The sequence below is a fragment of the Variovorax sp. Sphag1AA genome (genome assembly GCF_014192575.1).
GTDB lineage: Bacteria > Pseudomonadota > Gammaproteobacteria > Burkholderiales > Burkholderiaceae_C > Variovorax.
On sequence record NZ_JACHYC010000002.1, the window covers coordinates 243,172 to 255,580 of the forward strand.

At 65.7% G+C, this 12,409-nt stretch carries 13 protein-coding genes; 6 read left to right on the forward strand and 7 right to left on the reverse strand.

Annotation, left to right across the window (positions count from 1 at the left end):
• Positions 1-32 precede the first annotated feature (32 nt).
• The 4 genes from FHW64_RS07625 to FHW64_RS07640 are packed head-to-tail and all read left to right on the forward strand — an operon-like array spanning position 33 to position 3,976.
• On the forward strand, positions 33-872 hold the full coding sequence (locus tag FHW64_RS07625; protein ID WP_184524715.1) for an ABC transporter permease: 840 nt from the start codon (positions 33-35) through the stop codon (positions 870-872).
• The gene (locus tag FHW64_RS07630) at positions 862-2,157 is read left to right on the forward strand and encodes a polysaccharide ABC transporter ATP-binding protein (protein WP_184524717.1); all 1,296 of its coding nucleotides are present in this window, start codon (positions 862-864) and stop codon (positions 2,155-2,157) included. The genes FHW64_RS07625 and FHW64_RS07630 overlap by 11 nt, the downstream gene beginning before the upstream one ends.
• 5 nt (positions 2,158-2,162) lie before the next feature.
• Positions 2,163-3,062, forward strand: a complete 900-nt coding sequence (locus FHW64_RS07635) for a glycosyltransferase (RefSeq protein ID WP_184524719.1) — start codon at positions 2,163-2,165, stop codon at positions 3,060-3,062.
• Positions 3,062-3,976 (forward strand): glycosyltransferase, encoded by a 915-nt coding sequence (locus FHW64_RS07640; RefSeq protein WP_184524721.1) that lies wholly within the window; start codon positions 3,062-3,064, stop codon positions 3,974-3,976. Before FHW64_RS07635 ends, FHW64_RS07640 begins: the two co-directional genes overlap by 1 nt.
• A gap of 33 nt (positions 3,977-4,009) precedes the next feature.
• On the opposite strand, the gene FHW64_RS07645 is transcribed toward FHW64_RS07640, so the two are convergent.
• The gene (locus FHW64_RS07645; protein WP_184524723.1) at positions 4,010-4,252 is read right to left on the reverse strand and encodes a hypothetical protein; all 243 of its coding nucleotides are present in this window, start codon (positions 4,250-4,252) and stop codon (positions 4,010-4,012) included.
• Between the two features lie 143 nt (positions 4,253-4,395).
• Positions 4,396-5,853 carry a PLP-dependent aminotransferase family protein gene (locus tag FHW64_RS07650; RefSeq protein ID WP_184524725.1) on the reverse strand — a complete coding sequence of 486 codons (1,458 nt, stop codon included), beginning with the start codon at positions 5,851-5,853 and terminating at the stop codon, positions 4,396-4,398.
• A gap of 179 nt (positions 5,854-6,032) precedes the next feature.
• Between FHW64_RS07650 and FHW64_RS07655 the strand changes: the two genes are divergently transcribed.
• Positions 6,033-6,365, forward strand: coding sequence for a hypothetical protein (locus FHW64_RS07655; protein WP_184524727.1), 333 nt, complete (start codon positions 6,033-6,035; stop codon positions 6,363-6,365).
• Positions 6,366-6,488: 123 nt separating this feature from the next.
• Positions 6,489-6,713, forward strand: coding sequence for a hypothetical protein (locus FHW64_RS07660; protein ID WP_184524729.1), 225 nt, complete (start codon positions 6,489-6,491; stop codon positions 6,711-6,713).
• 16 nt (positions 6,714-6,729) lie between these two features.
• On the opposite strand, the gene FHW64_RS07665 is transcribed toward FHW64_RS07660, so the two are convergent.
• Genes FHW64_RS07665 through FHW64_RS07685 form a run of 5 tightly spaced genes read right to left on the reverse strand, consistent with a single transcriptional unit; the run spans position 6,730 to position 12,382 of the window.
• A complete protein-coding gene (locus tag FHW64_RS07665) occupies positions 6,730-7,770 on the reverse strand; it encodes a uroporphyrinogen decarboxylase family protein (RefSeq protein ID WP_184524730.1) in 1,041 nt (346 codons plus the stop codon).
• Between the two features lie 21 nt (positions 7,771-7,791).
• Positions 7,792-8,496 carry an ABC transporter ATP-binding protein gene (locus FHW64_RS07670; RefSeq protein WP_184524732.1) on the reverse strand — a complete coding sequence of 235 codons (705 nt, stop codon included), beginning with the start codon at positions 8,494-8,496 and terminating at the stop codon, positions 7,792-7,794.
• Entirely contained in the window at positions 8,489-10,309 is a 1,821-nt protein-coding gene (locus FHW64_RS07675) for an ABC transporter permease subunit (RefSeq protein ID WP_184524734.1), read from the reverse strand. The genes FHW64_RS07670 and FHW64_RS07675 overlap by 8 nt, the downstream gene beginning before the upstream one ends.
• Positions 10,306-11,166, reverse strand: a complete 861-nt coding sequence (locus tag FHW64_RS07680) for a branched-chain amino acid ABC transporter permease (protein ID WP_184524736.1) — start codon at positions 11,164-11,166, stop codon at positions 10,306-10,308. The genes FHW64_RS07675 and FHW64_RS07680 overlap by 4 nt, the downstream gene beginning before the upstream one ends.
• Before the next feature lies 1 nt (position 11,167).
• Entirely contained in the window at positions 11,168-12,382 is a 1,215-nt protein-coding gene (locus FHW64_RS07685) for an amino acid ABC transporter substrate-binding protein (protein WP_184524738.1), read from the reverse strand.
• Between the last annotated feature and the right edge of the window lie 27 nt (positions 12,383-12,409).

Here is a 12,409-nt window from a genome sequence, read left to right on the forward strand (position 1 = left end):
GGCTTGTCATGGACTCGGAGCATGCTTCATCAATGAGCACCGCCAACGAACCACTACTTGTCATCAAGCCACGCCGGCGTGGAAACCTGTTCCCTCTGCGCGATGTTCTCGAGTACCGCGACCTGCTGTACATCCTTGCGCTACGCGACATCAAGCTGCGTTATCGCCAGACAGCAGTGGGAGTGGCCTGGGTGCTGCTGCAGCCGCTGATCGGCGCCGGTCTCTTCACCTTCGTCTTCGGCGTCATCGCTGACATGCCCACCGGCGACGAGCGTGTGCCTTACTTCGTGTTCGGCTACACGGGGCTGCTCTTGTGGAATGCCTTCATTCAGATATTCCTGAAGACCAACGACTCGATGGTTGTCAACTCGGGCCTCGTCAGCAAGATCTACTTCCCGCGCATGGTGCTCCCGATATCCACTGTCTATGGCGTGATGCTCGACTTCGCCGTCGGGGCGGTGGTGATGGTGGTCCTGATGGTCGTCTATTCCATCATGCCCGGCCTGCCGTTGCTCTTCTTTCCCGTCGCCCTGCTATTGGCGATCCTGTTCGCGTTGGGGCTCGGGTTGTGCGCTGCGGCGTTGAACGTGAGCTACCGCGACGTGCGCCACGTGGTGCCTGTGTTCAGCCAGTTCCTGTTGTGGGCCAGCCCGGTCGCGTACGCAGCCTCGTCTATTCCGCAGTCGGTCAAGTGGCTGGTGGCGCTGAATCCGATGGTCGGCATCCTGGACTCGTTCCGTTGGGCGATTCTGGGCACGCCAGTCACCAGCTGGGGTTCGGTCGTCTGGAGCGCCGTGGCGTCGGTGCTGATGTTCATTGCCGGCCTGGTCATTTTCCAGCGCTCGGAGCGGAGGTTTGCGGATGTCATCTGATCTGGCGCTGTCGGTGCGCGGCTTGAGCAAGGAATACCGCATCGCACACCTGTCCCAGCGGCACGACAAGGTGACGGAAGCTGCGATGGCTGCGATGAAGAACTTCTTCCGCCCGCAGGAATACGAAACCTTCCGGGCGCTGGACGACGTGTCCTTCGACGTGAAGCAGGGCGATGTGGTCGGTGTGGTCGGCCGCAACGGGGCGGGCAAGAGCACGCTGCTGAAGATCCTCAGCCGGATCACCGAGCCGACCACTGGCGAGATCCGTCTCTACGGCAAGGTCGGCTCATTGCTGGAGGTGGGCACCGGTTTCCACCCCGACCTGACGGGGCGCGAGAACATCTACTTGAACGGCTCGATTCTGGGCATGCGCAAGCGCGATATCGACCGTCAGTTCGACGCGATCGTCGACTTCGCGGAAGTGGAGCGCTTCCTGGATACGCCGGTCAAGCGTTACTCCAGTGGCATGCACGTTCGCTTGGCTTTCGCCGTGGCGGCTCACCTGAATCCGGAAATCCTGATCGTCGACGAAGTGCTTGCCGTCGGCGACACGCAGTTCCAGAACAAGTGCCTGGGCAAGATGCGCGACGTCAGCACCCAGGACGGCAAGACGGTGCTGTTCGTCAGCCATAACATGGCGGTGGTCAAGTCGTTGTGCAACAAAGGCCTGCTGCTGACGAACGGGCGCCTGGCGTTCCAGGGTTCGGTACAGGAGGTGCTGGACGAATACGCGAAAAGGGTACCGATGGTGTCCCAGGTCGCCTACAAGAGCCCGATCGGCCTGCGCTTGCTGGAACTGACGGTCAACGGTGTCGAGACCAGCGTGAGTACCGTCGATTTCCTGGACCCCGTCGAAATCGAACTCGTGCTGGAGGCCAACGAGCCCACGCCATCCTGCGTGCCGCTCTTCCGATGGCACGACGCCAACGGCCTGAAGCTGTCCGATATCTGGGGGCCGGAGGAAGTGGTCGACTTTCAGCGGTATGAAGGGCGCTTTTCCTTTCGTCTGACGCTCGACTCGATGAATCTGCTGCCGGGACGCTACTTCATCGACTTCTATCTGTATGACGCCCGCAATGAGCTTTTTTCCGCGCCGCAATGCGTCGAACTGGAAGTCGTCCCTGTGGTTCTACCGGGTGCACCCCGGGCTTATCCGAGCGTGCACGAGGGCAGCCACGGCCTGCTGCGGCTCGCTTCCCGGCTGACGACCCGGAGCGAGGTCGCGCTCCTCCCTCGAGGCGCGGTGTCCCCGACCCCGGAAGACGCGGCATTGGCAAAGGAGTAAGCCTCGTGGGGCTGCCAACACTGGAGGCCCTGACCGCCTCGTACAACTCGGCGGCCACCCTCCCGCAGACGCTGACCTCTGCCTGGGATGACAACCGCATTCCTGTGCTGCTGGTGGACGATGGGTCCACGGACGGTTCGGCTGAGGACGCTGAACGCCATGAGGGTGTGCGCGTGCTGCGACAGCGCAATGCCGGCCCGTCGGTGGCGCGCAACCGCGCCATCATGGAAAGCCGCGCGGATTTCGTGCTGTTTCTCGACAGCGACGATCTCCTGCTGCCCGGCTATCGCGAGGCCTTCGAAGCGGCAGTGGCTGCGAATTCCGAGGCCGATGTGTTCATCTGTGGCATGCAGAGGATCGACGATCATGGCCACCCGCTCGACCGGCGCGCCGCGCCGAGTCTGCAGCCGACGCCGTTCCTCAGCTTGTTGAGCGCCGAAACCGTACCCACCAACGGCATCATCGTGCGGCGTGAACTGTTCGCGCGCAGCGGACTATTCCGGCCCGGGCTCCATCATGCGGAAGACTGGGACCTCTGGTTACGACTGGCCGCGGCCTCCGACCGCTGGGTACGCATGGACCATACCCTCGCCGTGTATCGCCAGCGCGGCGGCTCGCTCAGCAAGAACGGCCGCGCCATGTGGCGCGGCATCCGCCAGGTAGCGAATGCCGCGGCGCGCCTGCCGATCGGCGAGCCGGGCGCGCGCCGGGTGGCAGCGAAACGCGCATTGGCAGATGGAGCCAGTTACGTGTACTACAACGCTTTCGCCCAGCCGTTGCGTGAGCGCGCGCGCGTTTCCGTGGTGGGCGTCCTGCGCGACCTCGCACACATGCCGCTGCGCTTCTGGCCCATCCTGCTGGGCGACGTCGCCCGTAGCGCGCTGCGCCAGTCACGAAACCATTGATGGCGCAAGCGGTGGGCCACCCGATCCTGGAGGCGCTGACAGCCTCGTACAACTCGGCGGCCACGTTGCGCGCGACCCTGGCTTCTGCGTGGAACGACAACCGCATTCCCGTGCTGCTGGTGGACGACGGTTCAACCGATGGTTCCGCCGAGGATGCCGAGAGGCACGAGGGCGTCCGCGTGCTACGGCAGCGCAATGCAGGGCCGTCGGTGGCGCGCAATCGCGCCATCCTGGAGAGCCAGGCCGACTTCGTGTTGTTCCTCGACAGCGACGATCTTCTGGCGCCTGGCTACCGCGCGGCGTTCGAGACAGCGCTGGCTGCCAACCCCGAGGCCGATGTGTTCATCTGCGGCATGCAGATCATCGATGAAGACGGCCGGCCGATCGAGACAAGCGCCGCGCCCAGTCTGCGGCCGACGCCATTCCTCAGCGTGTTGAATGCCGAGACCGTTCCCACCAACGGCATCATCGTGCGGCGCACGTTGTTCTCGCACAGCGGTCTGTTTCGGCCCGATCTGCATCACGCCGAAGACCTCGATCTCTGGCTTCGCCTGGCTGCAGCGTCCCCCCGCTGGGTGCGCATGGACCATACGTTGGCGGTGTATCGCCGTCGCCAGGGCTCGCTCAGTCGCAACGGCCCAGCCATGTGGCGCGGCGTGCGCCAGGTGGTGGACGCTGCCGTTCGGCTGCCCATTGGCGAGCCCGGTCCGCGCCGGGCGGCGGGGCGCAAGATCCTCGCGTCCTATGCGAACTGGCTCTACTGGACGGCCGTGGATTCACCATTGCGCGAGCACGCATGCGCCTCGTTCGCAGGCGGCTTGCGTGAACTGGCGCAGTTGCCGCCGCGCTTCTGGCCCATGGCCCTGCGCCATGCGATTGTGGGTTCGTTCCGCCAGCGGCTGTCGAACGACTGATGCTCGAACGGCGCGCGGCGCCCAGAGACAAGATCAGCAGTTGTGGAGATGCCCGCCGTTCAGCGCGACATGTCGCACGTAGTTGCGCCATGCCTCTTGCGCGGCGCGAGCGCTGGCCTTCGCGGTTTCGATGGCCTGGTCGGGTGCGACGGCGCCGTCCTCTTTCAGAAACACCCTGAACGCTTCGTCGGCCGCTCGCTTCGCCCGTCGAGCCAATGCGTCTGCCTTCGTTGCTTCTGCCCTGAGCCGGGCCGCATCGTCGTTGGTCGATTCCATGACACCCCCTTGATGTCTGAATGAATGTACGAATTAGGTATTCATTCGGTGGGGTCCAGTGTAGGACTGTTGCCAAATGTGAGAAGCCGCCTGAAGTTGTAGACGGGACGGACTACTGCATGCACATACAGCGCGCCGCGCGCCTAGGCCGCTTTCCGCTGCATCGCCGCGCATTCGCTCGCAATCTCGCCCAACCGGCGCAGCCCGCCTTCGATCGTCTCGGTGATCGGCCATCCGCAGTTGAGGCGCAGGTAGTGGTCGAAGCGCGACGAGTTCGAGAACAGCGTGCCGGGCGCGACGAAGATCTTGTCGCGCAGCGCGAGGTCAAAGACGGTCATCGACGAAAGCCGGTCCGGCAACTCCACCCACAGTTGCAGCCCGCCCGGCGGGTAGTTCAGCCGCGTGCCGGACGGAAAGTACGCCGCGATCGCATCGGCGGTCTGCTCGCGCTGCTGGCGCAGATGCTCGCGCAGGCGACGCAGGTGGCGGTCGAAGGCGCCGGTGTTCATGTATTCGCCCGCTGCCCATTGCGACAACTCCTCGTTGCTGCGCGTCTGGGTGTACTTGAGCATCTCCACGCGGCTGTGCCAGCGCCCGGCCGAGATCCAGCCGAGTCGCATGCCCGGCGCGAGGATCTTGTGCAGCGACGCGCAATGGATCACGTTGCCGCTGCGGTCCCACGACTTGATCGCGCGGGGCGGCGTGTCCATGTCGAGCAACTCGCTGTAGGTGTCGTCCTCGATGAGCGCGACGCCATGGCGCTCGCAGAGCGCGACGAGGCGCTCCTTGTGCGCGTCGGGCATCACGCTGCCGAGCGGGTTCTGCAGGTGCGGCACGGTGACGACCGCCTTGATGTTGTCGTAGGCGTCGAGCGCCATCTCCAGTGCCTCGATCGACAGACCGGTCTGCGGACTGGTCGGGATCTCCAGCGCGCGCATGCCAAGGCTTTCGAGCACTTGCAGCAGGCCGTAGAAGGTCGGCGATTCAACTGCGACGGTGTCGCCCGGCTGTGCGACGGCCCGCAATGCAAGGTTGAGCGCTTCAATGCAGCCGTTGGTGGTCAGCACTTCGTCGGGCGAGAGCGTCATGCCCACCCTGAGGCCGCGCCGCGCAGCGGCTTCGCGCAGGGGATTGAGGCTGCGCGATGGCGCCGCGGTGGTGAGCAGCGCGGGCTTCTGGCGCAGCAGCCGCATCATGATCGTGCGCAGCGCATCGCCGGGGTAGAGCTCCGGTGAGCCGCGCGCGGTGGAGAAATCGATTCGCACCTCGCCCTGTCGCCGTCGCGCGACGAAGTCGGAGACCTTGGCGTGGATGCCGACGTATTGCGCCGGATCAGGCGCGATGTGGGTGACGGGCTCTTCCATCGCCGCGATCGCGAGGCGCCGCGGGCGCTTCACGAAATAGCCCGAGCGGTCGCGCGCCTCGACCCAGCCTTCGCTTTCCATCGCGCGGCACAGCTGCAACGCGGTGGACAGGCTGATGTCGTGCATCCGCATCAAGCTGCGCAGCGACGGCAGCCGATCGCCCGGCTTGAGCGAGCCGGCGCCGATCGCGTCGATGTAGTGCGTGGCGAGCTTCCGGTAGAGCGGCGGCGAATCCATGGGGTGATGCTCCCTCGTCGCGCATCCTGAAAACAGATGCAGATCCGAGGCAAAGGGACCATAACAGATGGTCGCGGGCACATCTGTTTCGCTTCGTATGTCGCTTTGCTGTGCCTGTTTTTTGAGCGCCCGAATTCCTACGATGAAGCCATCTTCAACCGACTCAACGAGGTGTCTTCATGACGAGCGAATCTTCCGAAATCACCTGCCTCCAACCGGGCCAGACGCTGCGCGTGGCCGTGGACGAGGGCTTTGCAGTGCGTGTGGTGGAGGGCAGCGTCCAGGTGGTCTCGCCGCCGACATGGTTCGGCGAGAACGTCTTCAACGTGAAGTCCACCGTGCGTGCGGAAGAGCTGCACGTGGTGGAGCGCGGCGGCTGGATCGAGATCGTGGCGATGTCGGCCGCGCGGGTGCAGGGGCTGCCGCGCCCGGCGCCGGTGAGCTACGTGAACACCTCGCGGGTGGGGCGGCTGGTCCAGCTCCTGACGGACGGCCTCGCCTTGAAGGGCTGATGGCGAAAAGTGAACTGCGTCACTCGGGCGCAGCGAACTCGTCACTCGCGTCGAGGTGAGCGCCTGCCTACATTGATGCATGGGCTCGAATTCTTCGCGCCCTGCACAGGGAAGGCAGACACCATGAACCCTCGTGACCTCCTCTTCGCGATCTCGATGCTCCTGGTGATGATCGGCATGGCCCGCACCGGCGTGGCGTTTGCCGACAGCCCGGCGGACCCGACGCGTTCCGAGGTCGAGGACGGCTTGATGAACAAGGGAGTGCTGTCGCAGAACGTCGAGAACGCCATGCTGTCACACCGGGAGTTCAGCCGCGACGGTAGCGTCGCGGCCAGCCGAGTCGGCTGAAGAGAGCGCTGCCGGCTCAGGCCGGCAGCGCGCGATGCGCGAATTCCTCGCGCAGCATCTTCGCCGCCGCGACCATCGAGCGCAGCTTGCCGATGGCCGATTCGCGCGGCAAATACTTCATCCCGCAATCGGGCGCGAGGATCACGTTCTCGGGCTCGATGTGGGGCAGTGCGCGGCGGATGCGCCCCGCAATCGTCTCGGGCGATTCGACCACCGGGTCCGACAGGTCGATGCAGCCCACCATCACGCGCTTGCCTTCGAGCTGCTTGAGCACCGAGCAGTCGAGGTTCGATTGCGCCGTCTCGATCGACACCTGCTTGCAACTGCATTGCGCCAGTTCGGGCAGGAATGAATAGCCGCTCGGCCGCTGATGAATGATGGCCGCGTAGCCGAAGCAGATGTGCACGGCCGTGGTGCCGGTGATGCCTTCGAGCGCGCGGTTGAGCGCGGCCAGCCCGTACTGCCGCGCCTTCTCGGGCCGCGCCTGCATGTAGGGCTCGTCGATCTGCACCACGTCCGCGCCGGCCGCGAAGAGATCGCGGATCTCGGCGTTGACCGCGGCGGCGTAGTCCATCGCGGCTTCTTCCTCGCTCGCATAGAAGTCGTTCTGCGCCTGCTGGAGCATGGTGAAGGGGCCCGGCACGGTGATCTTGACTTGCCGGTCGGTGTGCGCGCGGAGGAACTTGAGATCGCCCACTTCCACCGCATGCCGCCGCACGATCTTGCCGACGATGCGCGGCACCGGGTTCGGATGGCCGGATCGGTCCAGCGCACTGCCGGGGTTGTCCAGGTCCACGCCGTCGAGTGCGGTCGCGAAGCGGTTCGAATAGCTCTCGCGGCGGATCTCGCCGTCGCTCACGATGTCCAGGCCAGCTTCTTCCTGTGCGCGGATCGCCATGATGGTGGCGTCGTTCTGCGCCTCTTCGAGGAACTCCGGTGGAATGCGCCACAGCTCGCGCGCCCGCACGCGGGGCGGAAAGCGGCCCGCGAGCTTCGCACGGTCGATCAGCCACTCAGGCTGCGGAAAGCTGCCGACGATGGTGGTGGGGAAGAGCATGGTTTCCTCCGGGCTTGGATTTCAGACGCCGAGATAGGCGCGTTGGATCTCAGGGCGGGCAAGCAGGTCTTGCGGCGCGCCTTCGGCCACGACGCGGCCTTCTTCGAGCACATAGGCGCGGTGCGACACATCCATCGCCATGGTCACGTTCTGCTCGACGAGCAGCACCGACATGCCGCTGGCGTTGATGCGCCGGATCGCTGCAAACATGTCGTGCACGATGAGCGGCGAGAGGCCGAGCGATGGCTCGTCGAGCAGCAACAGGCTCGGCCGTGCCATCAGCGCGCGAGCGATCGCGACCATCTGCTGCTGCCCGCCGGAGAGCTCGCCGGCCGGGCTCGCGAGTTTCTCGCGGATCACCGGAAAGAGAGAGATCACTTCGTCGAGCGTCTCGCGCCGCTGCGCCTTCGCGCGCGGCAGGTAGCTGCCGAGTTCGAGGTTCTCGAGCACGGTCATGCCCGTGAAGAGCCGGCGCCCCTCGGGCACCAGCGCAATGCCGGCCTCGCAGAAGCGGTGTGGCGGCAGGCGGGTGATGTCCTGCCCGTTGAAGCGGATGCTGCCGCCGCGTGCGCGCAGGATGCCTGCGATGGTGTTGATCAGCGTGGTCTTGCCCGCGCCATTGGGCCCGACGACACAAAGCAGTTCGCCGGGCCGCACGTCGAGCGACACGCCCCACAGGGCCGGCGCGGCGCCGTAGGCCACTTGCAGGTCGCGGACTTCAAGCATGGGCCTTCCCCAAGTAGGCGGTCATCACTTCGGGCCGGCGCATCACGTCGGCCGCAGCGCCCTCCGCCAGCAGCTCGCCGTGGTTGAAGACCACGATGCGGTCGGTCAGCGCCATCACCGCGCGCATCACGTGCTCGACGAAAACGATGGTCGAGCCCTGGTCGCGAATGCGGCGGATGAGCGCCACCGCATCGTCGATCTCGCTCGGCGTGAGGCCGCAAAGCACTTCGTCGAGCAACACCAGTCGCGGCCGCGAGGCGAGGGCGCGTGCGAGTTCGAGGAACTTGCGCTGGTGCAGGTTGAGATCGTCGGGCCGCGCATCGGCCTTGTCCTGCAGGCCGGTGAATTCGAGCCAGGTCATCGCCTGCCTGCGTGCGGTGTCCGGGTCGCGGATCGCGCCGCCGAACATCGTCGCGATCGCCACGTTCTGCAGCACGCTCAGATGCGCGAAGGGGCGGGGGATCTGGTAGGTGCGCGCAATTCCGCTGCCGGCGATGCGGTGCGCGGGCAGGCCGTCGAGCGACCGGCCTTCGAACGCGATCGTGCCGCCGCTCGGCGTGTAGTGGCCGCTGACGACGTTGATGAAGGTCGACTTGCCAGAGCCGTTCGGCCCGAGCAGGCCGAGGATCTCGCCTTGATGAACATCGACGTCGACGCCTGCCAGTGCGCGCACGCCCCTGAATGACTTTGCCAGGCCGCGCACCCGCAACAGCGGTTCGCCCTGGGAAGCCACGATCGGTGCGGCCCGCGCAGGTACTTCCGGCGTCTGGATCGCGCTCGGCGTGGCAACCGGCCCTGTCGATGGCACCGGCCGGCGATGGCGACGGAAGCGCTCCAGAATGCCCTCCGGCATGAACAGGATCGCCGCGATCAGGATCACCCCGATCAGCGCCTTGCCTGCCACTGCATGGTCCGCGGCGGTAAAGCTGTAGAGCAGCCCCGTGATCACGACCGCACCGATGGCCGGCCCGGCCCAGTGGCGCGTGCCGCCGAGCACGCTCATCAGCACCACGGTCAGCGGCACCGTGATCGTGAAGACCTCGCCCGCGGTCACGTACGAGAGAAAGAGCGCGTGGATGCCGCCCGCGACACCCGCCAGCGCGCAAGAGATCGCGAGCGCGTAGAGCTTGTAGCGGTAGGTCGGCACGCCCATCACCTCGGCGGCATCCTCGTCGTCATGGATCGCGAACAGGCCGGCACCGAACTTCGAGACCTGGATGCCCCAGGCGATCAGCAGCGTGACGACGGCCGCTGCGAGTGCGAGCAGGTAGAAGGTCGACGACTGCGTCGGTCCGATCTTCGGCACCGGCACGCCGGAAAGCGGCACGCCCGACCCACCGTCGAGCGGTGTGTTGACCACGATGGTGCCGATCACGAGCGTGATCGCGAGCGTCAGCAGTGCGAACAACTCGCCGCGCACGCCCTTCACGCGGAACACGATCGCACCGAGCGCAACCCCGACCAGCGCGGCCATCAGTGCGGCGACGGGTAGCGTCCACAGGAAGGGCCAGTCGTAGCGCGCCATCAGGTTCGCGCTGGTGTAGATGCCCGTGCCGAAGAACGCGCCGTGGCCGAATGAGAAGTAGCCCGAATAGCCCGAGAGGATGTTCCACGAGGTCGCGAGCACCACCCAGTGCAGCACGAGGTAGAGCAGCGAGTCGTAGAAGGCGGGCAGGCCCAGTTGCGGGATGAAGGCCAGCGCCACGCCGGCCGCGAGGATCGCGAGCGGCGTGCGCTTCGTGAACCGTCCTGCGGCGCGCGGCGTGGTGGTCGCGGCCGGCAGCGTCGGCGATGTCTGTGTGAGCGTGCTCATGTTCTGGGTCGGAAGAGCAGGATGAAGATGAGCAGGGTGAAGGACACGATCGGCGCCCACGATGGCGCGGTGACGGCCATGGTCACAGCTTCGCTCACGCCGATCAGCGTGCCGGCGACCAGCGGCCCGAGCGCACTGCCGAGGCCGCCGAGCATCACCGCCGCGAACACCACGCCGACCCAGGCGTACATCTGCGAGGGCGCGAGCGTGAAGCTCAAGGCGAGGCAGACGCCGGCCACGCTCGCGAGTGCGGAGCAGGTGCCGGCGAGCAGCAGCCCGAGCGCCTTCTCGTTGACGCCGAAGGCCGCCGCAACCGGCGCGTCCTGTGCAGCCGCACGCATCGCCTTGCCCAGATCGGTGAAGCGCAACGCACCCCACACACCGAAGGCGATGCCGATCGCGAGCAGCAGCGTGATGAGCTCCGGCACCGGCACGAACAGCTCGCCGATCTTGAACTTCTGCTGCCCATAGCTCGATTCGAGCTTGCGGAAGTCGGCCGTCCAGATCGACTGGATGATGCTTTCGACGATGCCCATGAGCCCGAAGGTCAACAGCAGCGAGTTGAACGGCGTGACCGCGAAGCGCGCCATCACCCAGTGCAAGGCGGCTCCGAGTACGAAGAAGAACGGCACGATGACCGCGAGCGTGAGCAACGGGTCCATGCCCATCGTCGCCAACTGGTAGCAGATGTAGGCGGCGAGGAAGGCGAACGCGAAGTGGGCGAGGTTGATGAGACGCAGCAGGCCCCAGCTCAGACTGAGGCCGAGTCCCATCAATCCATACAGCGCACCGACGAAGATGCCTGACAGGATCGATTGGGACAGCAGCGAAAGGCTTGGCAGCGTGAAGCCCGACATGTCAGGGAGTGAGTAGCTTCGCGCCGCCCGAAGTGACTTCCTTCGGCCAGACCACCACCCACTTGCCGTCCTGGATCTGCTTGATGCGCATCAGGTCGTCGCCGAAGTTGCCCACCCCGTCGAAGCGCAGCTTGCCCTGGATGGTGTCGACCTTGTTCGTCTTCAGGTAGTTGGCGATGGCTTTGTCATCCAGGCTCTTGGTGCCGACGATGCCCGCTTCGAGGATCTGCCATGCGGTGTACGAGGCGGCGGCCTGGGTTTCGACCGAGGTGTCGGTGAAGCCGGCCTTGGCGGCGCGCTCGCGGTAGAGCTTCACGAACTCGGCGGCGCCGAAGTTGCTGGTGAAGGGCGGCTGGTCCTCGAAGATGGTGGCAGACAGCGCGTTCTTCGCTTCCGGTGCAGCCAGGAGCGGGCCGGGCGACGGGTAGAGGTAGAAGTGCTGCGGCGGCACATAGTCGATCTTCTTCATCGCATCGAGCAGCAGGTTGCCGTCGAGGCCGATCGCGCCGACCCAGACGAAGTCGGGCTTCGCATCCTTGATGCGGTTGGCGATGGGGCCGAAGTCACGATTGCCGAAATCCCATTCGAGGAACAGCACTTCGTTGAGGCCGCGCTTCTTGAGCACCTCGCGCGCGCCCGCGCTCATGAACTGGATCGAGGGGAACTTGCTGGTCACCACCGCCACCGTCTTCGGCGGCTTGGGAGAGGCAGCGAGCGCATCGAAGAGCGTGTTGGGCACGGTGTTCGCCGGGTCGGAGCCGATCGACCACGCCGGGAATTGCATGTCGTACTTGGCGAGCGACGGAATGCCCAGGGTGTGATGCACCAGCACCTTGTTGTAGCGCTGCGCCACGCCCATCGCGGAGAGGATCGCGCCGGTGGCATACGGGCCCATCAGCAGGTCGACCTTATCGGCGGTGACGAGCTGTTCGTAAAGCGTGCGTGCGAGATCGGGCTTGGACTGGTCGTCCTTCACCACCCACTCGACCGGCCGGCCCAGCAGCCCGCCGCGCTTGTTGACCTGCTCGATATAGATGTCACCCACCAGCTTGTGGATCTGCGCCGTGGCCGAAAGCGGCCCGGTCAACGCGAGCGTGCTGCCGATGCGGATCGGCTGCCCGGTGGGCGTCTGCGCCATCGAGATGCCGGCCGCCGCGAGTGCGATCGCGGCCACTGCGCTGCGCCGTCCGATGCCATTACATGTCTGCGTCTTCATGGTTCCTGTCTCCTGTGGTTTCTTCTA